The sequence below is a fragment of the Mycobacterium sp. genome, assembly GCF_039583785.1.
In the GTDB taxonomy this organism is placed as follows: domain Bacteria; phylum Actinomycetota; class Actinomycetes; order Mycobacteriales; family Mycobacteriaceae; genus Mycobacterium.
The window spans coordinates 39,975-62,825 of sequence record NZ_JAVKSG010000013.1; the positions used below are offsets into that span (position 1 = coordinate 39,975).

Consider the following 22,851-nt stretch of genomic DNA (forward strand, 5'->3'; position numbering starts at 1 on the left):
ATCACGCGTCGACGTAGCTGAGCATGCACGGGCCGCCGGCGCGCGCCACGCCGCCGATCTGCGCCGGAACTGGCCGCGGGTGCGCCGTCCATTCCGGCGTCATCTGGTAGCGGCCGAACAGCCGCGTCATGGTCGCGGTCATCGCCGACAGCGAAAACGGTTGCGCCGGACAGGAATGCCGGCCGTGGCCGAACGCCGTCACCAACATCGGCGAAGGCAGCGACTTCTCGTCGGTCAGCCGGTGCCTGGTCCACCGGTCCGGATCCCACTGCCCGAGTCCGGGAGCGACGGACGTGTTGAGCAACGGCAACAGCGTCGCGATGGTCCAGCCGGGCGGCACCTGATAGGTCACGTCGCCGGTGTCGAGCACGACTGGCGACAACACGGCACGCGACATGATCGACCGCTGAGCCAGCCGGGTCGACTCCAGCGCGCACCGCCGCGCCAGATCCGCGTCGCCGGCAGCCACCCGAGCCAGCTGTTCCGGATGCTCGAGCAGATCCACCAGCGCCCACCCCAGCGCCGCCGCCAAATTCGACATCGACGCGATGTGGATCAGCGCGACATCCAAAGCGATACCGCGAATCCGGTTGTCTCCCTGCGCGTTTTCCCATTCGTCGACGATCCTGCCGAACAAGCCCTCATCGCCGTCCCTGTGGTGCACGGCGTCGCCGACAATCTCGGCCACCTCGTCGAGGGCGGCGCGCTCAGCCCGCTTCCCCGATGCGGCGACCGCCGCCATCGCGTCGGGATGCACGAAAGCGTCGGAGCCGTCCAGGGTGTCGAACGCCCGAACCAGACGCTCGAACGCTTCGCCGCGGGCCGAGCCGGTGCCCGCCCAGGAGGCCAGCCCCATCCGGTGGCCGAGGCGGCGGGTCAGCTCGAAGACTTCCACCGATCCCGCGGAACCCAATTCGACGATCGTGTCGTCCAGAGCCCGATCGAGATGGGCCAGATAACCGGCAACGTCGTCGCGGCGAAACAACGTGCTGGGCAGCAGGCGGCGCCCTTGGAAAATCTCGTCGGGAAGTTTGCGGCGCAACATCAGATAGTCGGCGACCCCCTTGCTGGCCTTGTCTTCCGGCAGCCCGTAAAACGACTCGATACCGGCAGCCGAGAAGGTGAACAAGTAGCGATCAGTGCCGCTGCGCACGGCGAATGTGTCGCCGCAGCGGCTGCGTGCTGCCGCGATGGCGGCGACGGCGTCGGTGACCGACACATCCCATGGCAGACCGGTGCGCTCGGCGTAGGGCGGATCGGGAACCGGCTGGGGATGCGGCACGGTCTAGCGGCTACCGCGATTGCGTAAGGCGTTGAAAGCGTTGCGGACTGCGTGTTCGGTGACCGACAGCGGTGACATCACGGTCTCGCCGACGCCGACCATGTAGTCGATGCGTTCGACAATGGCCTCGACCGGCGCGACCAGCGTGACCAGCCGCTTCATCAGGTCGTCGATCCGGCCGAGGGTGGCTTCGAAGTGGTCGAGACCGCTGTCCAGACGGTCCACGGCGCTGTTCAGATTCGTCAGCGACGTATTCAGGTCGCCCAGCGTATCGTCCAGTCCGCCGAGCACGTCCTCGAGTTGGTTGACGGTGACGTCGGCGTTCATCGCCGCCTGGGTGAGCGTCTTGATCCGCTGCCGCGCTGGGCGATCACCGCCGCTTTTGTCTGCCATGCCGATCATTATGGCGGTCGATGGAACCTGCGGGACCGGATATCCATCTGATCGGTATGTATCGGCGAGATCGTGACCACATCTGTGTTGCTGTGTTCAGGCGAGCGGTACGGCCGGAGACCGTCCAACGACGAGCGGATTACCAGCGTGGCTACGCCGACGGGCTGGCCGACCGTCGGTCGGGCTGAGCTGGCAGCTCGCTGGCGGCCCCCTCGTCGAGGAACCACACGGTGTGCTCGCGACCGATGGCGCCGGCGGCTGGAATTGAGACTGGGTCAGCGCCGCCGACGGCTGCGGCGACCGCCTCGGCCTTCTCGGTGCCCGACACCAGCAGCCAGACTTCACGCGAACGCTGAATTGCCGGCAGCGTCAGGCTGATTCGTTGCGGCGGCGGTTTGGGTGAATCCTCCACATCGACCACCAGGCGGGTGGTCTCGCGCACCGCCGGGGTGTCCGGGAACAGCGAGTTGATGTGGCCTTCGGGCCCGACGCCCAGCAGATGGACGTCGAAATTGGGCGCCGGATCGCCGGGTTCGGCATTCGCCGCCAGGATCTGCTCGTAGGCCAGCGCGGCGGCGGCCAGATCGTCGCCGAATTCCCCGTCAGCGGCGGGCATCGGGTGCACGTTGCGCGCCGGGACGTCGACGTGATCCAGCAATGCTTCGCGGGCCTGCTTGTCGTTGCGCTCGTCGTCGTCTTCGGTGACGTACCGGTCGTCGCCCCAGAACAGATGCACAGAGGTCCAGTCGATCCGCCCGGACTGGGCAGCCAGGAAGCGCAGCAGCTTGTTGCCATTGCCGCCGCCGGTCAGCACGATCAGTGCCTTCCCGCGCGCGGCAATCGACGCTTCGACGACACTGATCAACCGTTCGCCCGCAGCGGTCACCAAACCGTCGCTGTCGGCGAACCTTTCGACGCTAGTGCTCATACGTACTCCACCTGATCGATACCCCTTAACGCCTCGAAGTAGATCGTGTCCGCATCCAACCGGCGCAGATCCTCGGCGAGGCACTCGCGGACATCTCTGCGCGGCAAGGGAACAAGCGCTTCAGGTTTGGCGGTGCGACTCAACGTCGCGGTCAACCCGTCCTGCGGTCTGCTCAGCGTCACCGTCTCGGTTTTTCGGACCAGCTCGACCTTGAGCTCGCCGACCGCGCGCCGCACCGGTCCGTCGATGCGGCTGGCCAGCCAGCCCGCGAGAACATCCAGCGCAGGCTCGGCACTTAGGCCGGACACCAGTGCCGATGTGATCGGCTCGTGCGGGGGCAGGTCGATGGCCGAGGTGAGCAGAGCCCGCCAGTAGGTGATGCGACTCCAGGCCAGGTCGGTGTCGCCGGGGGTGTATCCGGGCAGCCGGCTCTTGATCGCCGACAATGGATCAACCCCGTTGGTCGCATCTGTGATTCGCCGAATAGCCAACTGGCCCAGAGGATCTTGGGCCGGGACAGCTGGGGCCACGCATGGCCACCACGCCACCACCGGAATGTCAGGCAGCAGAAACGGCGTGACGACGCTGGCGCGATGTCCGGCAAGCGGGCCGGAAAGCCGCAGCACCACGACCTCCCCGGCGCCACTGTCGCCGCCAACGCGCAACTGTGCGTCCAGGCGTGCGTCCGCGGTATCGGCGTCTGCGGAGGTCACCGCGATCACCCGGCTGGGGTGTTCGCGGCTGGCCGCATTGGCAGCCTCGATGGACTCTTCGAGCAGGGTCTGGTTGTCCGTCGCGATGACCAACGTCAACACCCGACCGAGGTTGACGGCGCCGGCCTCTTCCCGCAGGGCGTCGAGCTTCTTGTTGATCTCGTTGGTGCTGGTCTCTGGCAAGTCGAGGATCATTGGCGCCGTTCCTCCTCAGGACCGCCTGCATCGTCACCGGCGCGAATCATGGTCGCCGCCATTCCCGTCCGGTGCGGCGCAGCATCTCGAATGCCGACGCCGGACCCCATGTGCCCGCCTCATACGGATCGGGCTTCCCGTGCTCGGCCCAGTAGTCGAGAGCGGGATCGAGCGCCTCCCAGGCCAATTCGACTTCTTCGTTGACAGGGAACAGCGACGGCTCGCCGAATAGCACGTCCAGGATCAACCGTTCGTAAGCCTCGGGCGATTCCTCCGTGAACGCAGCCCCGTAGGAGAAGTCCATATTCACGTCGCGTACTTCCATCCCGCTGCCCGGCACCTTGGATCCGAATCGCAGCGTGACTCCTTCGTCTGGCTGCACCCGAATCACGATCGCATTGGCGCTGAGCTCGTCGGTCATGGTCGCGTCGAAGGGCAGATGCGGCGCCCGCTTGAAAACCAGCGCGATCTCAGTCACTCTGCGGCCCAACCGTTTTCCGGTGCGCAGGTAGAACGGCACACCAGCCCAGCGGCGAGTGTCGACCGCCAACGTGATCGCGGCGAACGTCTCGGTGGTGGAATCTTTGGAGAACCCATCTTCGTCGAGTAACCCGACGACGTGTTCACCGCCCTGCCAGCCGGCTGTGTACTGGCCGCGAGACGTGGTGTCCTCCAGCGGCTCAGCGAGTTTCACCGCGGAAAGCACCTTGATCTTCTCGGTCTGCAACTCCGACGGATGAAAGCTCACCGGCTCTTCCATCGCGGTCAGCGCGAGCAACTGCATCAGGTGGTTCTGGATGACGTCGCGGGCAGCCCCGATTCCGTCGTAATAGCCTCCGCGTCCGCCCAGCCCGATGTCTTCGGCCATGGTGATCTGCACGTGGTCGACGTAGTGCGCGTTCCAGATCGGATCGAAAAGCTGATTGGCGAACCGCATCGCCATGATGTTCTGAACGGTCTCCTTGCCCAGGTAGTGGTCGATGCGGAAAACCGACTCCTCCGGGAAGACACTGTTGACGACCTTGTTCAGCTCGCGAGCACTGCCCAGATCGTGGCCGAATGGCTTTTCGATGACGACCCGCCGCCAACTACCCTCAGGCGGCTGGGCCAGTTCGGCCCGTTGTAGCTGTTCGAGTACGGCGGGAAAGCTCTTCGGCGGGATAGCCAGGTAGAAGCCGTGATTGCCGCCGGTGCCGCGTTCGGCGTCGAGCTTCTCCAGCGTCTCGGCCAGCCGGGCGAATGCCTGGTCGTCGTCGAACGTGCCTTGTACGAATCGGCAGCCCTCGGCCAGCCGGTCCCAGATCACCTGCCGAAAAGGCGTGCGGGAGTGATCTTTTACCAGCTTAAGAACTTCGTCACTGAAAGCAGCGTCGTCCCAGTTCCGGCGGCCGAATCCGACCAGGGCGAAGGTCGGCGGCAGCAACCCCCGGTTCGCCAGGTCATAGATGGCCGGTACCACCTTCTTGCGGGCCAAGTCGCCGGTGACACCGAAGATCACCACGGCGCATGGGCCGGCAATCCGTGGCAACCGCTTATCGCGATTGTCTCGCAGTGGGTTTTGCCATGTTTCGGCGCCGGTCCGAGCGTTGGCCGAACTCATTCGTTAGAGGATTTGAGCTGCTTCTGAGTCTCGTCGAGTAGCTCTTTCCAGGAGGCTTCGAACTTTTCGACGCCCTCGTTCTCCAGGACCAGGAACACGTCGGTCAAGTCGATGCCGATCGCGTCGAGCTTGTCGAAGACCCCCTGGGCGGCCGAGGCAGTACCGGTGACCGTGTCGCCGGTGACGACGCCGTGGTCGGCCACCGCGTCAATTGTGGCTTCCGGCATGGTGTTCACCGTGTTGGGCGCCACCAGCTCGGTCACGTAGAGGGTGTCGGAGTAGGCCGGGTTCTTCACGCCGGTCGACGCCCACAGCGGCCGCTGTACCCGCGCACCGGCTGTCTCGAGCGGAGCGAAGCGATCGCCGCCGACGAACACTTCCTGATAAGACGCGTAGACCAGCCGGGCGTTGGCAACACCGGCCTGTCCGCGCAGCGCCAGCGCGTCGGCCGAGGCGATGGTCTCCAGGCGCTTGTCGATCTCGGTGTCGACGCGCGACACGAAAAGCGACGCCACCGAATGGATCTTGGACAGGTCATGTCCGGCCGCCTTGGCCGCTTCCAGCCCGGCGAGGTAGGCGTCCATCACCTCGCGGTGCCGCTGGACGGAGAAGATCAGCGTGACGTTGACCGAAATCCCTTCTGTCAGAACCGCAGTGATGGCGGGCAGACCGGCTTTGGTGGCCGGGATCTTGATCAGCACGTTCGGCCGGTCGACGATCTTCCACAGTTCGATGGCCTGCGCGATGGTCTTGTCAGTGTCGTGCGCGAGCCGCGGGTCGACCTCGATCGACACCCGGCCGTCGACGCCGTCGGAGCCCTCCCACTGCGGCCGCAGCACGTCGGCAGCGTTACGAACGTCGTCGGTGGTCACGGTCCGAATGGTGGCGTCGACGTCGGCGCCACGCGCGGCCAGTTCGGCCACCTGCGCGTCGTAGGCGTCGCCGTCGCTCAGGGCCTTCTGGAAGATCGACGGGTTGGTGGTGACCCCGACGACGCTCTTGGTGTCGATCAGCTCCTGCAAGCTGCCGGTTTGCAAGCGGTGGCGGGACAGGTCATCCAGCCACACCGATACACCCGCGGAGCTCAAAGCAGCGAGGTTGGGGTTCTGAGTCATTGGCTTTCCTTCGGTTAATTGTCGATTGTTCGTTCGGCGGCGTCGGCGACGGCCTCCGGGGTGAATCCGAATTCGCGGAACAGAGTCTTTGCGTCAGCGGATTCCCCGTAGTGCTCGATCGAAACGATCTCGCCGGTGTCACCAACTAGCTTGTGCCAGCTCTGCGCGATGCCGGCCTCGACCGCGACCCGGGCCGACACCGACGGGGGCAGTACGCTGTTGCGGTATTCGTCGGACTGCGACTCGAACCATTCGACGCACGGCATCGACACCACGCGAGCGACAATGTCCTTGTCCGCCAACAATTTCTGCGCCGCGACGGCAAGTTGAACCTCGGACCCGGTGGCGATCAACACCACGTCGGGCTGGTCACCACCGGCGTCACCGAGGATGTATCCACCCTTGGCCACGCCGTCGTAGTTGGTGCCGTCGAGGATCGGCACAACCTGGCGGGTCAGGATCAGCCCGACCGGGCCGCTGCCGTAGCCGCGGGCCAGCACGCAGCGCCACGCATATGCGGTCTCGTTGGCGTCCGCCGGCCGGACCACCGACAACCTGGGGATCGTGCGCAGCGCCGCAAGGTGCTCGATCGGCTGGTGCGTCGGGCCGTCTTCGCCGAGGCCGATCGAGTCGTGCGTCCAGACGTAGATGGTGTCGATGTCCATCAGCGCGGCCAGTCGCACCGCCGGTCGCATGTAATCGGAGAACTGCATGAACGTGCCGCCGTAGGCGCGGGTCGGGCCGTGCAGCACGATGCCGGACAGGATGGAGCCCATCGCATGCTCGCGAATACCGAAGTGCAGGGTGCGGCCGTACCAGTCCGCGGTGTAGTCCTTCGTCGTAATCGACGGCGGGCCAAACGATTTCACGTTTTCCATGGTGGTGTTGTTGCTGCCGGCCAGGTCAGCCGAACCCCCCCACAACTCGGGTAGATGCGGGCCGACGGCGTTGAGCACCTTGCCGGATGCGGCGCGGGTGGCCAGCGCCTTGTCGCCCGGCTCCCAGTGCGGAATGTCGGCGTCCCAGCCGTCGGGCAGCTCCTGGGCGGTCAACCGGTCCAGCAGCTTCTTGCGCTCGGGCTCGCGCTTGGCCCATGCCTCGAAGTCGACATTCCACTTGTCGTGGGCGTCCTTGCCGCGCTGCACCAACTCGCGGGTGTGCTTGATCACCTCGTCGCTGACCGCGAATTTCTTCTCCGGGTCGAAGCCGAGGATCTTCTTGACGGCGGCGACCTCGTCGTCACCGAGGGCCGCGCCGTGCGCCTTGCCGGTGTTCATCAGATCAGGCGCGGGATAGCCGATGATCGTGCGCACCACGATGAACGACGGCTTGTCGGTGACGGCCTGAGCCTTCGCGATCGCCTCTTCGATGGCGGCGACGTTCTCGCCGCCCTCGACGTGTTGCACATGCCAGCCGTACGCCTCATAGCGGGCGGCGGTGTCTTCGCACAGCGCGATGTGGGTGTCGTCCTCGATCGAGATTTCGTTGTGGTCGTAGAACACGATCAGGTTGCCCAGTTGCTGCACGGCGGCCAGCGACGACGCCTCCGACGTCACCCCTTCTTCGATGTCGCCGTCGGAGCAGATCACGTAGATGTGGTGGTCGAACGGGCTGGTCCCGGCGGCGGCGTCCGGATCGAACAGGCCGCGTTCGTAGCGTGCCGCCATCGCGAAGCCGACCGCTGACGCCAGGCCCTGACCCAGCGGGCCGGTGGTGATCTCGACGCCTTTGGTGTGCCGGAACTCCGGATGTCCGGGAGTCTTGGAACCCCAGGTCCGGTACGACTCGATGTCGGAGAGCTCTAGACCGAAGCCGCCGAGGTAGAGCTGAATGTAGAGGGTCAGGCTGCTGTGCCCGCAGGACAGAACGAACCGGTCGCGGCCCAGCCAATGCGGGTCGCTCGGGTCGTGCACCATCGCCCGCTGAAACAGGGTGTAGGCCAAGGGGGCCAGGCTCATCGCCGTCCCGGGGTGGCCGTTACCGACTTTCTGCACCGCGTCGGCGGCCAGCACGCGAACCGTGTCGACCGCTGCCGAATCGATCTCAGACCAGTCGTCGGGGTGGTGCGGTTGGGTCAGGGTCGAGATGTCTTCGAGTGTGGTCACGTACTGAAGTCCTCGGGGTCGGCAGATTTGATTGATCGGTTCCAACATTAGCGTTAGCACCCGCGTCGACAGCGTTAGTACCCGCGTCGACGCATATCAAACCGCACGGGAAATTACCTGGAATTGTTGTCAGTCGACCCCGCGGTGCATGCTGGGCCTGTCATTCCGTCTACCATCGTGCGTAGTAGAAGCTGCGCGCCGCTGTGATCCGAGGAGTCCTTGCGTGAGCATTCGCGAGCGCGTTGCGCCGAACCGAGTCCGTACGGTCGTGCTGGCGTATCTGGCGCTCACCAAGCCGCGGGTCATCGAACTGTTGCTGGTCACCGCGATTCCGGCGATGCTGCTGGCCCACCGTGGCAGCGTGAACCCGTTGCTGATCCTCAACACCTTGATCGGCGGGATGCTGGCCGCCGGCGGCGCCAACACACTGAACTGCGTGGCCGACGCCGACATCGACAAGCTGATGAAGCGGACGGCGCGACGTCCGCTGGCGCGTGCGGCCGTGCCGACCCGCAATGCCCTGATTTTCGGGCTGACCATGAGCGTCGCGTCGTTCGCCTGGCTGTGGTGGACGACCAATCTGCTGTCCGGTCTGCTGGCGGTCGGCACTATCGCGTTCTACGTCTTCATCTACACCTTGCTGCTCAAGCGCCGCACGTCGCAGAACGTGGTGTGGGGCGGCGCGGCCGGGTGTATGCCGGTGATGATCGCCTGGTCGGCGGTCACCGGAACCATCGGGTGGCCGGCGTTGGTCATGTTCGCGATCATCTTCTTCTGGACGCCGCCGCACACCTGGGCGCTGGCGATGCGCTACAAGGAGGACTACCAGGCGGCCGGTGTCCCGATGCTGCCGGCGGTGGCGACGGAACGCCAGGTCACCAAGCAGATTCTGGTGTACACCTGGCTGACGGTGGTTGCGACGCTGGCGCTCGCGCTGGCGGCGGGCTGGCTCTACGCCGCGGTCGCGGTGGTGGCCGGTGTGTGGTTCCTGGCGATGGCCCATCAGTTGTACGCCGGCGTGCGTCGTGGTGAGCCGGTCAAGCCGCTGCGGTTGTTTCTGCAGTCGAACAATTACCTCGCCGTGGTGTTCTGCGCGCTGGCCCTGGATTCGGCTCTGGCGCTGCCGACGCTGTTGCGCGTCTGATCCGGACCAGCCGGTCCCGGACCTGCAAATACCCCATACCCCGTCGGGGTCTTGTGACTACGACGCGGCGTAGTTTTCAATACCCGTCGTGACTTCATCGACGGCTGATCGCAGCGAACGATTCGATGGCGGGCGATGATCGCGCCGATCTGGATGGCGTTGCCGCCCGAAGTGCATTCGACCCTGCTGGGCAGCGGCCCCGGACCCGCTTCGCTGCTGTCAGCGGCGAGCGCCTGGACCGCCTTGAGCACCGAGTACGCCGACGTCGCCCAGGAACTCAGCGACGTTTTGGCGGCGGTGCAGGCCGGGGCGTGGCAGGGTCCCAGCGCCGAGCGCTACGTGGCTGCCCACGTGCCCTACTTGGCGTGGCTGATGCAGGCCAGCGCCACAAGCGCCGCCGAGGCCGCCCAGCACGAGACTGCGGCCGCTGCCTACACCGCGGCGTTGGGGGCGATGCCGACCTTGCCGGAACTGGCCGCCAATCACGTGATTCACGGGGTGCTGATGGCGACCAATTTCTTCGGCATCAACACGATTCCGATCGCACTTAACGAGGCCGACTACGCCCGGATGTGGGTCCAGGCCGCCACCACGATGGACACCTACCAGGCGGTCGCCGCCGCCGCGGTCGCTGCGGCGCCGCAGACCGACCCGGCGCCGCAGATCGTCAACCACGCCCGCCCCGCGGACGGCGTCTACGGCGGCCAAGGCGTGCCCGACAAGGGGATACTGCCGATCATCGACAACGACTCCGGCAATCCGTACCAGTTGAGTTATCTTATCAACCGGATTACCGAGCCTATTGACACTCTGGTGCGGGATCTCCATCTGATCGCGCAGAACCCCGCGCAGGGGCTACTGCAGCTGGAGTACGACGTGGTTGGCGTCGCATCCGACGAGTTCGGCCACGCGCTCCAATACGTCGCGTACTACCCCGAAGTGTTGGCGCTTCCACTTGTCGTGCCGGCCGGAGCCGGGGCGGGCTTCGCGGGTCTGGCCGGCATTCACTTTGACGCGGCCCCCACTCCTGACGTGTCGCCGGCACCGGCAACCCACACGCACAGTTCGCCGGCGGCGACGGGCAGCCCGGTCGCGATAGGTGCGAGCGGCACCGCGCCCGGCACCTCGAGTCCTGCTCCCGCGCCGGCGACCAGCCCCGTCGCCGGTGCGGCGCCGGCACCGCCCGTCGCAGGGGGTGGGCCGGGTTTCGTGCCGCCCTACGCGGTGGGTCCGCCGGGTATCGGGGCCGGACCGGGGATGAGTGCCGGCGCCAAAACTCAGGAACCGACGTCGCGCGGCTCCGCGAAGGCGCCCGAGATTGCCGCTGCCGCAGCGGTTTCGGGGGTCCAGCGGCGACGGCGCCGGCGCGCGGGCAGCCGCGGGCACGGTGACGAACACGTGGATATGAATGTCCAGGTCGACCCGAACTGGGGCGCACCGCCGGGTGCAGCGGGGTCGGATCGGGGCGCCGGCCCCTTGGGGTTTGCCGGCACGGTGGGGAAAAGTGCAGTGGCCGCGGCGGGTTTGGCCACACTTGCGGACGACTACTTTGGCAGCGGCCCTACGATGCCGATGGTGCCGGGTACCTGGAATCCAGACCAGGCTGGTGAGGCGGAAGAAGGCGGCGGGCACGGCTGATGCAGCGGCGCGTATCGAGCGTTGACGCCGAGTTCTCGCTGGCGTGGTTGCTTGCACCCGTCTCGGTGGAGACCTTTCTCGACGAGATATGGGCGAAAACGCGCTACCACGTCGAACGGCACTGCACCGGCTACTTCGACAGCCTGCTGCCGGGGCCGTCGGTGGCCGAGGAACTCGTGGAACTGTTCTGCCAGGAATCCTCCGAGCTGCGCCTGGTGAAGGGAAAGGACAAAAAGGGCGCGGACAGTTACCGATGCGAGGACGCCGGCTTTGACGTTGTCCGCATTCACGACGACTTTGCCGCCGGCTACACGATCGTTTTGGACGGCGTCGAGCGCCACGTGCGCGCCGTCGCCGCGTTGTCCCAGTCCATCGAGGTCGAGCTGAATTTCCCGGTTCAGGTCAACGCCTACATCAGCCCGCCCGGATCGCAGGGACTTGTTGCGCACTACGACGACCATGACGTACTGATTGTTCAGATTCAGGGATCCAAAATCTGGCACGTCTACGAAGGCGCTGACATCCCGCCTCGCGAAATGCAGCGCGACAAAGAAAACGCCGTTGCTACCGAAGGCCTTCCATCACCAATCGAGGTGAACCTCGAAGCCGGTGACGTCTTGTATCTGCCGCGTGGCAAAGTGCATGAGGCCGAGACGATTGCCGAGCCATCCATTCACCTGACCGTGGGTGTGCACGCCCCCACCGCGTTCACGCTTGCCGTCGGGGCGCTTTACCAGCAGAGCTTTCACGATGACCGTCTCAACGCCCAGCTGCCGCCGCGGCATCTCGACGACGCGGACCTGCACGCCGCTGTTGACGCGCTGATGCGTGACACCGTCAAGACCGTCGAGGACCCGAGTGCGATCGCGAGGGGGCTCGACGCACTGGCCGACGTCCTGGTGCGGCGGGGCCGCTGCCCGCCGGTCGGGCCGATCTCGGATGCCGCGGGCATCGACGCAAAAACGGTGGTGCGCAAGTACCAACCCCTCTATTCGCGGGTGAGGGCGGAATCCGGCGGCGTCACACTGCACTTCGCGAGCCTGTCGGTCGGGGCAGCTCCCGACCACCAGGACGCGCTGGAGTTCGTCTCGCGCAGCGCCGAGTCGTTTCGGATCGGTGATCTGCCGGGTCTGAGCGCCAGGCAGCAGATCGAGTTGGCCCGCACTCTGATTGTGAGCGGCTTTTTGGTCCGGTTGCCCGACTGATGGAACTGTCCGACCTGGCGCATTGGACGCCGATCAGATTCGACTTTTCCGGGCGGATTCCGACGATTGACTGGGCCGATCTTTGCGCGGAACGTTTCGTCGACCCGTTTTTCGACCAGACCGTCGCCCGGTGGGCCGGCGGCCCGCAAGCCAGGCCGCTGGTCAGGACCGGACTCGATGCGCTGCTTGCTCTCGATAGTGAGCCGGCACTCGATCCGGCGGGCATGATCTACCACGTCTCGCGCTGCGGATCGACACTGGTGTCGCGGCTGTTGTCGACGGTTCCCGGGGTCGTGGTGGTCGCCGAGCCATCCCCGCTGAACGCACTTCTGGGCCTGGATCCGGCGCGGGTGGACAACGTCACGCTCGTCCGAGTGGTTCGGCTTCTGGTGCGGGCGCTGGGCCGGCGCCGGCACGGCGACGAACAGCAGCTGGTGCTCAAGTGCACCAGCTGGAACATTCGCCGCCAGGAGATCCTCACCGCCGCTTTTCCGGACACCCCGTGGGTCTGGGTTCAGCGCGACCCGGCCGAGGTGGTGGCTTCGTTGCTGGCCAATCCGCCCGGCTGGCTCGGACACCACGTGCCGCCGCTGCAGACCGCGCTGCGCTTCGGCATCGACCCGGTGGACGTGCCGACCATGCCACGCGCCGAATTCGCCGCCCGCGCGCTGGGCGCGATGCTGTCTTCGGCCAGCGCCGGACCTGCTCGGCGGCTGTGCATCGACCACTCTGAGTTGCCCGCCGCGGTCTGGCAGCGGGTCGCACCGCATTTCGGTATCGCGATCGACGCTGCGGCGCTAGAACGCATCCGCGAGCAGGCCCGGTTCTACTCGAAAGAAGCTGAACCGCAATTCTTTTCGGCCGACCAGCGAGAAGCCTGTCCGGTGACCGACGAGATGCGGGAAGCCGCCCGACGCTTCGCCGATTTGAGGTATCGACAGCTGGCGGACTCGCCGTAGGCGTCTTCGGTTCCCATTGCCACCGCAGTGTGCTAAAAACAGTAATGACAATCATATTCATCACGGTGACCGGAAGGCTGTCATGACGCTGCGCGTCGTTCCAGAAGGCCTTGCAGCTGCCAGCGCGCGCATCGAAGCCCTGACGGCGCGGTTGGCGTCTGCCCAGGCGGGCGCGGCGCCGATGATCACGGCCGTGCTCCCGCCTGCCGCCGATCCGGTGTCGCTGCAGACTGCGGGTGGGTTCAGTGTGCGCGGTGGTCAGCATGCGGCTGCCGCCGCCCAGGGCTCCGAGGAGCTTGGGCGCTCGGGGGTCGGGGTCGCCGAATCGGGTGCTGGTTACGCCGCGCGCGATGCCGCCGCCGCGGCGTCGTATCACGGCGTCTGGGGCTGACCGTGACGGCGCCCGTCTACATGGCGGCGCCACCGGAGGTGCACTCGACATTGTTGAGCAGTGGCCCAGGGCCCAGCTCGCTGCTTGAGGCCGCGGGGGCGTGGAGTTCGCTGAGCGCCGAATACACCTCGGTGGCCGAGGAACTCACTTCGGTGCTGGCCGAGGTGCAGGCCGGCGTCTGGCAAGGTCCGAGCGCCGAGTCGTTCGTCTCGGCTTATGTGCCATATTTGGCCTGGCTGACCACGGCCAGCGCAGACAGCGCCGCCGCGGCCGCGCAACACGAGACCGCGGCCGCCGCCTACACCGCCGCCCTGGCCGCCATGCCGACGTTGCCGGAGTTGGCCACTAACCACATCGTGCACGGGGCGCTGCAGGCCACGAATTTCTTTGGTGTCAACACGATTCCGATCGCCGTCAACGAGGCCGACTACGCGCGGATGTGGGTCCAGGCCGCCACCACGATGAGCACCTATCAGGCCGTCGCCGACACCGCCGTCGCGGCGACGCCGACCACCGGCACCGCGCCGCCGATCCTGAAATCCAACGACGCGGCGCAGCCTGCCGCAAGTGGCAATCCGTATAGCAGCCTCAGCGGCGACAACCCGCTGGGGATCCCGCAGTGGCTGCAGAACATCTTGAAGCAGTTCGGGATCGGAAACAGCCTGACCGCCCATGACCCGCATATCGTCAACCCGTTCGAAAACTTCCTGGCGGACGTGCTGAAGAACTTCGGGATAAATTTCAACCCCGCCCAAGGCACCGTCAACGGGATGACCTTCGACTCGTATGCGGACCCCAGTCAACCGATCTACTACGTTGTCCGACTCCTCGAACTCAGCGAAGACCTGTCCCAGTTCAGCACCTACCTGGCGCAGAATCCGGTCGAGGCTATCCAATACTTTTTCAGCTTTGCGCTGTTCGACTTTCCGCTGCACATCGAGCAAGTCCTCATTTTCTTGAGCCAGAGTCCGGCGCTCTACGCGGCGGTAGGCGGCGCAGCGCTCGCGCCCCTCGGCGCGGGCGCCGCTGGACTGGCCGGCCTGGGTGCCTTGGCCCAGCCGGTGGTACCGCTGCCCCCGGTCGAGTCCGTGGTGGCACCGCCGCTGTTCCCGGTCGGCGCTCCGGCGGCGCTGGCGTCCTCGGTCGCACCAGGCGCCCCGGCGGCCTCGCCGACATCGGCGACCGCCGCGAGCGCCCCCGCCGGTTCTGCGCCGCCACCCTCGCTGGGTTCGCCGGGGGCGGGGCCAGGATTTTCCCCGCCGTACATCGTGGGCGGTCCGACGATCGGCGCGGGGCTTGGCGCGCAAGCCAAGACCAAGGAGCCGACATCGCGTGGCGCGTCGAAGGCGCCCGAAGCGGCTGCGGCGGCAACGGCCGCCGCAGCAAAGCGTCCTACCCGGCGGCGGCGCCGTGCGACGCAGGGCGATCACTATGACGAATTCGCCGACATGAACGTCGATGTCGACCCCGAATGGGGTGCCTCGACGGAATCCTCGGATCGGGGCGCGGGGCCGCTGGGATTCTCCGGGACCGGGTCGAAGAGCGGTGAACAGGCGACGGGACTGGCGACCCTCAGCGATGACGGTTTCGGAAGCGGGCCGCGAATGCCGATGCTTCCCAACACGTGGTAGCCGCCGGCCTTCCACAAAGCTCGACAGGTTAGCTTAGGCAATGCTAACATTCTGCGGTCCCGATCTGATCCGCAGGAGGTCTGACCCTGAACGCGCCCATCTGGATGGCGTCTCCGCCGGAGGTGCACTCGGCGTTGCTCAGCAGCGGTCCGGGGCCGGGTTCGTTGCTGGCGGCTGCTGCGTCGTGGAACTCCCTGAGCAGCGAATACGCGATCGCAGCAGAGGAACTCGGCGCAGTGCTGGCGGCGGTGCAGGGCGACGCGTGGCAGGGGCCGAGCGCGGAGTCCTACGTGGTCGCGAACCTGCTGTATCTGGCGTGGCTGACGCAGGCCAGCGCTGACAGCGCCGCAGCGGCCGCCCGGCACGAGACCGCCGCCGCGGCCTACAGCGCCGCGCTCGCGGCGATGCCGACGATGCCGGAGTTGGCCACCAATCACGCGGTTCACGGGGTGTTGCTGGCAACGAATTTCTTTGGCATCAACACGATTCCGATTGCACTCAACGAGGCCGACTATGTCCGGATGTGGGTCCAGGCGGCCACCACGATGACGACCTACCAGGCGGTCGCGAGCGCGGCGGCGGAGTCCGCGCCGCATACCGCCCCCGCGCCGCAGATTCTGAAAGCCGCGGGCTCTTCCTCGGGGCAGACTGCCGCAGCACAGGCCGCCCAGCCGGTGAGCTTCGACACAGTGCTGGCTTACCTGCAGCGGTTAGGAATTTCGAACCAAACCGCTTATGCGTTCGGGATCGACAACATATATGACTTCCTGACCAATCCGGTCGGCTACACACAGACGCACTTGATCAGCAGACTCTTGACGGATCCGTTGTCGTTGTTGGTGAACCCGCTTTATGTGTTCTTCGACGGCGATGAGGTGTTCTTCCCGCTCGGATATGCGTTTCTGCCGTCCGCCGCCGCCGGGCTCGCGACCGCCTCCGCCGGATCGGTGGCCGGCTTGGCGGGCCTGGCCGGACTGCCCGCCCCGGAGCCTCCCGCAACCGCTTTCGCACCGGCGCCGTCACCTGCGCCGGCTGCGCCCGAGGTACTGCCGGCCGCGGCGTCGGCGTCTACCCTCGGCGCGCCCGCTGGGGTCCCCAGCACAACTCCGGCACCGCTTTCCCCGCCGATGGCGAGCACCGTCACCAGTGCCGTGCCGCCGGCGCCGCCGGCCGCGGTTGGGCCGGGTTTCGTGCCGCCCTACGCGGTGGGGCCACCACGCATCGGGTTCGACTCGGGGATCAGGGTGCGCGCCGGCGCCAGTGCCAGTGCCAAACGCAAGGCGCTGGAGCCTGACAGCGCCGCCGCGGCAGCGGTCGCGGCCGCGCGGGAGCAGCGGCAGGCGCGGCGACGTCGGCGCACGATAGCGCGCGACCACGGCGATGAATTTGCCGATACGACCATCGAGCTCGACCCGGACTGGGGCGTGCCGACGGATGACCATCCGTCGGCATCGGGCAACGGCGCCGGACCCTTGGGTTTCGCCGGAACCGTGCACAGCGAGGCCATTGAGCAAGCCGCGGGGCTGACCACGCTTGCCGGCGACGAATTCGGAGGCGGGCCGACAGTGCCGATGATGCCGGGCAGCTGGGATCCCGGTGGGCGCCCGTGAGGCCTCGCCAGCCGTTATGGCGTCAGCACGATCGAGCCGACCGTCTGACGGCCCTGCAAGTCGCGGTGCGCCTGGGCGGCATCGGCCAACGGATAGCGCCGGCCCACCGTCACGCTGATCGAACCTGCGGCAATCCCGTCGAACAATTCCTTTGAGCGCCAGGCGAACTCCTCGCCGGTGCGGGTGAAATGAGCCAGCGATGGGCGAGTCAGGTACACCGAGCCGGCGGCGTTGAGCCGCTGCGGGTCGACCGGCGGAACCGGCCCGCTGGACGCGCCGAACAGCGCCAACGTTCCTCGCACGGCCAGGCTGGCCAGGCTGGCGTCGAACGTGCTCGCCCCGACGCCGTCGTACACCGCGGCCACGCCCGCGCCGGCGGTCAACTCGCGGATGCGCCGGCCGAACTCCGCAGGATCGTCGTCGGGGTAGTCCAGCACGTCCGTCGCGCCGGCCTGCCGGGATAGCTCGGCTTTGGCCGGTGTCGACACCGTCGTGATCACCCGGACGCCCAGGCTGGCCGCCCACTGCGTCAAGATCAGCCCGACCCCACCTGCCCCGGCGTGCACCAGGACCGTGTCGCCGGACTGCACCGCGTACACCGACGTGATCAGGTAATGCGCCGTCAGCCCCTTCAGCAGCGCCGAGGCGGCTACCTCCAAACCGATCTCGTTCGGCACGCGGGCAACGAATTGCGCTGGTGCGGTGCTGAACTCGGCGTAGGACCCCGACGATGCGACAGCCGTCACCACCCGATCGTCGACGCTGGGTTCCGTCACGCCCGTACCGACGGCGGCCACCGTCCCGGCCACTTCGATGCCCGCCACGAAGGGCAGCTCGCGCGGATACGAACCGGAGCGGAAATAGGTGTCGACGTAATTCACCCCGATCGCCTCGGCCTTGATCAGCACCTCACCCGGACCGGGGGAGGGCGGTGGTTTCTCGACGTAGCGCAGAACTTCGGGACCGCCGTGTTCGGCGACTTCGATTGCGTGCATGGTGACTATCATCCGCACCCATGGAGTCCGCATGAAGTTGGCCCGCCCCGACATTCGTCATCCCCGGATCGTGCTGGCCGGTTCGGCGGACGGTGATGACGCCGGCCTGGTCGCTGCGCTGCGCACCCGCGGACTGCACGCGCACTGGTTGTTCTGGGACGACCCGCGCACGCTCGAGGCCGATCTGGTGATCTTGCGGGACCGCAGCGATCATGCCGAGTTTTTGCCGTGGACCAAGCGAGTGCCTAACCTGCTCAACGCTCCTGACGTCGTCGCATGGAACAACCGCCGGCGGTATCTGCGCGATCTGGGCCGCGCGGGGGTGCCGGTGCTGCGGGGACGTCGCCCGTCCGGCTCCGCGGTTCGCACCGCGCTGGTGTTTCTCGGGGGCATCCAGTCCCACGCAATTGTCGCGAACTCGCCGATCGATGCAGATTTCGAGCTGTGGAGCCTCGGGCAGGCGGCCCTGCAGGCGGCCGTGGACCACGTCGGCATCGGTGTCGAAGAGCTGCTGTACGCCCGCGCGGAGGTGATCGAGGAAGCCGGTTACGCCGAGCTGGCCGAGCTGGATCTGGTTGCTCCGCAGCTGGGTTGGCGACTGTTCGACGACGAGGCTCGGGACTTCGCGCAGCGACGGTTCGCGCTGTGCGTCGAGTCAGCCCTGGACCGGTTGGGGCTGGGTCCGCTCTCGCATCGAAGCCCATAGCGCCGCGGTGGCGGCGGTGCAGATCGCCGCCCCGGCGACGTGCACCGCGACCAAAGCCGCGGGGACTCCGGTGAAGAACTGCACGGTCCCGACCGTGGCCTGGCCGAACACCGCGACCAGCAGCACCAGCAACCGCACCAACACCGGCCGCGGCGCGCGCACGGCCAGTAGCCCGAACCCCAGCCCGACCAGCAGCGCCAGATAGGCGATCAGCAGCGACGTGTGCGCGTGCACCAGCGTGGTGATCTCGATCCGCAGTCGCGGGACGGTTCGGTTCGGACTGGTGTCGCCGGCGTGCGGACCCGCCGCGGTGACCAGGGTGCCGGCCACCAGCACCGCGGCCAGCGTCAGCGCGCTGAGCGCGGTCAGCATTCGCAGCGGCTTGGGCACCAGAGCATTGATCACTCCGGCCCCGTTGTCATCGGGCTGGCCGACCTTGACGAACAGCAGCACCGACAGCCAGACCATCGTCATCGAGGTCAGCAGGTGAATCGCCACCGTCCACCACAACAGCCCGGTCCGCACGGTGATGCCGCCGATCACCGCCTGCAGCACCGTCGATGCCGGCATCAGCCACGCGTAGACCAGCACTTCGCGCCGGCGGTGCGCGCGGACGACGGCCAGCACCGCCAGTGCCGCAGTGAGCACCACCGCGAACGTGATCAACCGGTTACCGAACTCCACGGCCTGGTGGATCCGCGGAACCTCGGAATGGGCGACCGGGGTGAAGCTGCCCGGAAAGCACTGCGGCCAGGTCGGGCAACCCAGCCCCGAGGCGGTGACGCGGACGATCGCCCCGGTGACGGCGATGCCGCCCTGGGTCACGATCACCGCTGCCGCGATGATCCGCTGCGCGCGAAGGCTGGGTCGCGACAACCGTCGCAATGATCGCCCGACAGGCATCGCCCGATCGTAGGGCAACGACAACTACGTCCCGTAGTAGGGCCTCGCGGCAGGGGTGATCGTCCCGCGAGCGTGAACCCAGCATCACGCTGGGCGTCGAGCGTGAAGTTGACTTCACGTTCGGCCGCCAAGGGCCGGGTCAGGTGAACCGGAACCAGCGCAGCGCGGCCAGGCCGGCCAGCGTGCCCCACACCACCAGCACCAGCACGCCGAACCAGTCCACCGACAGGTTCATTGCGCGTGACAGCGATTCGGTGAGCGCCCCGGCCGGGGTGAGCCGCGCCGCCCACTTGACCGCGGACCCGACCACGCCGGACTCGATGGTGAGCGCGCCGAGTCCGGCGAAGACGAACCACAACAGGTTGGCCACCGCCAGCACGATCTCGGCCCGCAGGGTGCCACCGAGCAGCAGGCCGAGTGCGGCGAACACCGCGGTGCCCAGCGCGATCGCCGCCGCACCTAGCGCCAAACCGGCCGGGTGCGGCCGCCAGCCGAGCGCAAAACCGATGACGCCCAAAATGATTGACTGCAAAAACACCACGGTCACGACCGCCGCCGATTTGCCGGCGATGATGCCCCACACCGGCAGCGCCGTTGCGCCCAGCCGTTTGAGAGCGCCGTAGCGGCGGTCGAAGGCGACCGCGATGGCCTGGCCGGTGAACGCGGTGGAGATCACCGCCAGCGCCATGATCACCGGGACGAACGTGGCGGCGCGGTTGGCCCCGAACGATCCGAGCGGCAGCAGCGTCATCCCGATCAGCAGCGTGATCGGGATGAACATGGTCAGCAGCAGTTGCTCGCCGTTGCGCAGCAGCAGCTTGAGCTCCAGGCCGAATTGCGCGGCCAGCATCTTGGGCACCGCGGCCGGACGGGGGTCGGGGCTGAAAGTGCCTGCCGGAAAATGGGATTCACTCATGCCCGCAGCTCCCGGCCGGTCAGATCCAAAAACACGTCTTCCAGGCTGCGCTGCTCCACCCGCAAATCGGTGGCCAGCACGTTGATCTGTGCGCACCACGCCGTGACGGTGGCCAGCACCTGCGGCTCGACGGGCCCCTCCACCAGGTATTCGCCCGGCGTCGCCTCCGACGCCTGGTAGTCCTCCGGCAGCGCCGACACCAGCAACGACAGATCGAGCCGCGGGGGAGCGCTGAAGCGAAGTTGGCCTTTGGCACCGCTGCGGGTCAACTCTGCGGGCGTGCCGGCTGCCACCGTCACCCCGTGGTCGATGATCACCAACCGGTCGGCAAGTTCTTCGGCTTCCTTGAGCTGGTGGGTGGTCAGCACGACGGTGACGCCGTCGCGGCGCAGCGCATCGATCAACTCCCACACCAGAATTCGGGCCTGTGCATCCATCCCCGCGGTGGGCTCGTCGAGGAATACCAACTCTGGCCGTCCCACCAGAGCACAGGCCAGCGCGAGTCGCTGCTGCTGCCCACCGGAGAGCCGCCGGTAGGTGGTGCGGGCCGCGTCGGTCAAACCCAGCGTGGCCAGCAACCACTGTGGGTCCAGCGGATCGGCTGCATACGAGGCGACCAGGTTCAGCATCTCCCCGGCGCGGGCCGCGGGGTAGCCGCCGCCGCCCTGCAGCATCACGCCGATGCGTGGCCGCAGCCGCGCGTTGTCCGCTATCGGATCCAGGCCGAGCACTTCGACGGTGCCGGCGTCGGGACGGATGAACCCCTCGCACATCTCCACGGTGCTGGTCTTGCCGGCGCCGTTGGGGCCGAGCAGCGCCAGCACCTCGGCGGTGTGCACGTCGAAGTCGAGTTGGGAGACGGCGGTGGTCGAGCCGTACTGCTTGCACACCCCGCGCAGCCGCACGGGGGTATCGGAAGCGGGCCTCACGACGATTTAGCGTAAGCGCCGGGCAGCGGGTCGGGCCGCGGGGTCTGCCCGTCGGGCAGCCGATCATGGTCCGCGGCGTCGGGAGCGGGCTCGTTGTCGGGCAGCGGCCGCCACGGCAGACGGTCGTAGGTCACGGTGATCAGCAGGGCCACGATGAGGGTGCTGGCCAGGGTGGCGTCCACGATCTGGAACAGCGCGAACCGGTCGCCGTTGGCGGTCGGGCCGAACACGCCGACGCCCATCGTGACGATGATCACCGCGACGCGGAAGCCCGGCCGGGTGGCCCACGCCGCGAGCGGGATGATCGCCCACAGCAGATACCAGGGCTGTACCACCGGAAACAGCAGGACGCACCCACCGAGCGCGACCCCGAGTCCACCGACCGGATGCAGCCGGCCGCGAAGCACCGCGAGCAGCAGCCAGGACACCAGCACGGCGATGATCAACACGCCGATGCCACGGGTCAGCGACAACACGGCCGTGGTGTGATCGCCTAGGCCCAGCAGGATGCCCACTTGCCCGGTGCCCAGCGCGATCAGCGTCGGCGGCGACATCCAACTGCGCACCACGTTCGCGGTGCCCAAGGTGAAGATCCAGCCGAAACCCAGCCGGCTGGCCGATCCGACGGCCGCCATCACCGCCAGCGACAACCCCGCCATCAACCCGCCGGTGAGGAAGAACGCCGTGAGGCCGCCGCCGTAGCGCTGGGCGAGTGCCATCGTCACGAAGCCCAGTGCCAGCAGCGACGGGAGCTTGATCTGCGACGACAGCACAATCAGAACGGACCCGGCCAGCAGCATGCCCAGCGGCGCCCAGTCCGCCCATTGGCCGCTGGCCCGCGGCCACGGTCGCGGCCACAGCGGGCGGGCGGAGTCCCCGATTTCCAAGCCGCGTAGGGCCAGCTCGGTGCCGGTGAGCATCAGCCCGAGCATCGGGGCCTCGTTGTGGATGCCCGCGACCAGATGCATGATCAGCAGCGGGTTGGCCGCCCCCAGCCACAGCGCGCTGACTTCGGCCACCCCGCAGCGGCGGGCCAGTCGCGGTGTCGCCCACACGATCAGGCCCACCCCGAGCAGCACCACCAGCCGGTGGCAGAGCACCGCGGCGACGATGTTTTCGCCGGTCAGCGCCGAAATGCCGCGGCCAATCCACAGGAACAGCGGGCCGTAGGGGGCCGGGGTCTCGCGCCACAGGCTCGGCACCGACATCGTGAAGACGTGGCCGAGGCCCAGGCCGGTCGCCGGGCCCACCCGGTACGGGTCGAGGCCGAGCCGGCAGATCTGGCTCTGCGCCAGGTAGGAGTAGACGTCCTTGCTGTACATCGGGGGCGCGATCAGCAGCGGCAGCACCCACAGCAGCAGCGTGCGGTCCAGGTCGCCGCGGGACATCTTCCGCTTGCCCAGCGCGAACCGGCCCAGCATCAGCCAGGCCAGCGCCATCATCACCGCGCCGGTGGTGGTCATCGTCAGCGACACCGTCTGGATCCGCGACGG

At 67.3% G+C, this 22,851-nt stretch carries 20 protein-coding genes; 8 read left to right on the top strand and 12 right to left on the bottom strand.

All coding sequences use genetic code 11. The features are described 5' to 3' along the window. Nucleotide 1: 1 nt before the first annotated feature. The 7 genes from ABDV69_RS07195 to tkt form a co-directional block, all read right to left on the bottom strand. On the bottom strand, nt 2-1,282 hold the full coding sequence (locus ABDV69_RS07195; RefSeq protein WP_343572877.1) for a cytochrome P450: 1,281 nt from the start codon (nt 1,280-1,282) through the stop codon (nt 2-4). Nucleotides 1,283-1,285: 3 nt separating this feature from the next. Continuing rightward, nucleotides 1,286-1,684, bottom strand: coding sequence for an ATPase (locus ABDV69_RS07200; protein WP_343572878.1), 399 nt, complete (start codon nt 1,682-1,684; stop codon nt 1,286-1,288). Between the two features lie 142 nt (nt 1,685-1,826). Next, entirely contained in the window at nt 1,827-2,603 is a 777-nt protein-coding gene (gene pgl / locus ABDV69_RS07205) for a 6-phosphogluconolactonase (RefSeq protein ID WP_343572879.1), read from the bottom strand. Continuing rightward, nucleotides 2,600-3,511, bottom strand: coding sequence for a glucose-6-phosphate dehydrogenase assembly protein OpcA (gene opcA, locus ABDV69_RS07210; protein WP_343572880.1), 912 nt, complete (start codon nt 3,509-3,511; stop codon nt 2,600-2,602). The genes pgl and opcA overlap by 4 nt, the downstream gene beginning before the upstream one ends. A gap of 46 nt (nt 3,512-3,557) precedes the next feature. Next, the gene (gene zwf / locus ABDV69_RS07215) at nt 3,558-5,111 is read right to left on the bottom strand and encodes a glucose-6-phosphate dehydrogenase (protein ID WP_343572881.1); all 1,554 of its coding nucleotides are present in this window, start codon (nt 5,109-5,111) and stop codon (nt 3,558-3,560) included. Continuing rightward, nucleotides 5,108-6,226, bottom strand: coding sequence for a transaldolase (tal, locus tag ABDV69_RS07220; RefSeq protein ID WP_343572882.1), 1,119 nt, complete (start codon nt 6,224-6,226; stop codon nt 5,108-5,110). The genes zwf and tal overlap by 4 nt, the downstream gene beginning before the upstream one ends. Nucleotides 6,227-6,240: 14 nt before the next feature. After that, nucleotides 6,241-8,331: a transketolase gene (gene tkt, locus ABDV69_RS07225; protein ID WP_343572884.1), complete on the bottom strand. Its 2,091-nt coding sequence runs from the start codon at nt 8,329-8,331 to the stop codon at nt 6,241-6,243. 223 nt (nt 8,332-8,554) lie between these two features. Here tkt and ABDV69_RS07230 point away from each other — a divergent pair, with 223 nt between their 5' ends. From ABDV69_RS07230 to ABDV69_RS07260, 7 genes are all read left to right on the top strand, one after another. Further along, a complete protein-coding gene (locus tag ABDV69_RS07230; protein WP_343572885.1) occupies nt 8,555-9,475 on the top strand; it encodes a heme o synthase in 921 nt (306 codons plus the stop codon). A 135-nt stretch (nt 9,476-9,610) separates the two neighbouring features. After that, complete coding sequence (locus tag ABDV69_RS07235) at nt 9,611-11,113, top strand: PPE family protein (protein ID WP_343572886.1); 1,503 nt, start codon at nt 9,611-9,613, stop codon at nt 11,111-11,113. Next, complete coding sequence (locus ABDV69_RS07240; protein ID WP_343572887.1) at nt 11,113-12,318, top strand: cupin domain-containing protein; 1,206 nt, start codon at nt 11,113-11,115, stop codon at nt 12,316-12,318. Before ABDV69_RS07235 ends, ABDV69_RS07240 begins: the two co-directional genes overlap by 1 nt. Continuing rightward, complete coding sequence (locus tag ABDV69_RS07245; RefSeq protein WP_343572888.1) at nt 12,318-13,277, top strand: hypothetical protein; 960 nt, start codon at nt 12,318-12,320, stop codon at nt 13,275-13,277. The genes ABDV69_RS07240 and ABDV69_RS07245 overlap by 1 nt, the downstream gene beginning before the upstream one ends. 82 nt (nt 13,278-13,359) lie before the next feature. After that, nucleotides 13,360-13,668 (top strand): PE family protein, encoded by a 309-nt coding sequence (locus ABDV69_RS07250; RefSeq protein ID WP_343572890.1) that lies wholly within the window; start codon nt 13,360-13,362, stop codon nt 13,666-13,668. A gap of 2 nt (nt 13,669-13,670) precedes the next feature. Then, the gene (locus ABDV69_RS07255; RefSeq protein ID WP_343572891.1) at nt 13,671-15,299 is read left to right on the top strand and encodes a PPE family protein; all 1,629 of its coding nucleotides are present in this window, start codon (nt 13,671-13,673) and stop codon (nt 15,297-15,299) included. Nucleotides 15,300-15,385: 86 nt separating this feature from the next. Further along, entirely contained in the window at nt 15,386-16,909 is a 1,524-nt protein-coding gene (locus tag ABDV69_RS07260) for a PPE family protein (protein WP_343572907.1), read from the top strand. Nucleotides 16,910-16,923: 14 nt separating this feature from the next. Here the strand turns inward: ABDV69_RS07260 and ABDV69_RS07265 are convergent, their stop codons facing one another. After that, nucleotides 16,924-17,904 carry a quinone oxidoreductase gene (locus tag ABDV69_RS07265; protein ID WP_343572893.1) on the bottom strand — a complete coding sequence of 327 codons (981 nt, stop codon included), beginning with the start codon at nt 17,902-17,904 and terminating at the stop codon, nt 16,924-16,926. Between the two features lie 31 nt (nt 17,905-17,935). On the opposite strand from ABDV69_RS07265, the gene ABDV69_RS07270 reads away from it, so the two are divergent. Next, complete coding sequence (locus ABDV69_RS07270) at nt 17,936-18,610, top strand: hypothetical protein (protein WP_343572894.1); 675 nt, start codon at nt 17,936-17,938, stop codon at nt 18,608-18,610. Here the strand turns inward: ABDV69_RS07270 and ABDV69_RS07275 are convergent. The 4 genes from ABDV69_RS07275 to mptB form a co-directional block, all read right to left on the bottom strand. After that, complete coding sequence (locus tag ABDV69_RS07275; protein ID WP_343572895.1) at nt 18,560-19,513, bottom strand: heme A synthase; 954 nt, start codon at nt 19,511-19,513, stop codon at nt 18,560-18,562. The genes ABDV69_RS07270 and ABDV69_RS07275 overlap by 51 nt on opposite strands. Nucleotides 19,514-19,652: 139 nt before the next feature. Beyond that, complete coding sequence (locus ABDV69_RS07280) at nt 19,653-20,429, bottom strand: ABC transporter permease (RefSeq protein ID WP_343572896.1); 777 nt, start codon at nt 20,427-20,429, stop codon at nt 19,653-19,655. Continuing rightward, the gene (locus ABDV69_RS07285; protein ID WP_343572897.1) at nt 20,426-21,358 is read right to left on the bottom strand and encodes an ABC transporter ATP-binding protein; all 933 of its coding nucleotides are present in this window, start codon (nt 21,356-21,358) and stop codon (nt 20,426-20,428) included. Before ABDV69_RS07285 ends, ABDV69_RS07280 begins: the two co-directional genes overlap by 4 nt. Then, nucleotides 21,355-22,851: polyprenol phosphomannose-dependent alpha 1,6 mannosyltransferase MptB (gene mptB, locus ABDV69_RS07290; protein WP_343572899.1), on the bottom strand; the 1,497-nt coding region annotated here is incomplete at its 5' end. The genes ABDV69_RS07285 and mptB, both read right to left, overlap by 4 nt.

Coding starts and splice junctions, on each gene's coding strand:
- ABDV69_RS07200 (WP_343572878.1), bottom strand. CDS start 1,684: ATGATCGGCATGGCAGACAAAAGCGGCGGTGATCGCCCAGCGCGGCAG.
- pgl (WP_343572879.1), bottom strand. CDS start 2,603: ATGAGCACTAGCGTCGAAAGGTTCGCCGACAGCGACGGTTTGGTGACC.
- opcA (WP_343572880.1), bottom strand. CDS start 3,511: ATGATCCTCGACTTGCCAGAGACCAGCACCAACGAGATCAACAAGAAG.
- zwf (WP_343572881.1), bottom strand. CDS start 5,111: ATGAGTTCGGCCAACGCTCGGACCGGCGCCGAAACATGGCAAAACCCA.
- tal (WP_343572882.1), bottom strand. CDS start 6,226: ATGACTCAGAACCCCAACCTCGCTGCTTTGAGCTCCGCGGGTGTATCG.
- ABDV69_RS07235 (WP_343572886.1), top strand. CDS start 9,611: ATGATCGCGCCGATCTGGATGGCGTTGCCGCCCGAAGTGCATTCGACC.
- ABDV69_RS07240 (WP_343572887.1), top strand. CDS start 11,113: ATGCAGCGGCGCGTATCGAGCGTTGACGCCGAGTTCTCGCTGGCGTGG.
- ABDV69_RS07245 (WP_343572888.1), top strand. CDS start 12,318: ATGGAACTGTCCGACCTGGCGCATTGGACGCCGATCAGATTCGACTTT.
- ABDV69_RS07250 (WP_343572890.1), top strand. CDS start 13,360: ATGACGCTGCGCGTCGTTCCAGAAGGCCTTGCAGCTGCCAGCGCGCGC.
- ABDV69_RS07265 (WP_343572893.1), bottom strand. CDS start 17,904: ATGCACGCAATCGAAGTCGCCGAACACGGCGGTCCCGAAGTTCTGCGC.
- ABDV69_RS07270 (WP_343572894.1), top strand. CDS start 17,936: ATGAAGTTGGCCCGCCCCGACATTCGTCATCCCCGGATCGTGCTGGCC.
- ABDV69_RS07275 (WP_343572895.1), bottom strand. CDS start 19,513: ATGCCTGTCGGGCGATCATTGCGACGGTTGTCGCGACCCAGCCTTCGC.
- ABDV69_RS07280 (WP_343572896.1), bottom strand. CDS start 20,429: ATGAGTGAATCCCATTTTCCGGCAGGCACTTTCAGCCCCGACCCCCGT.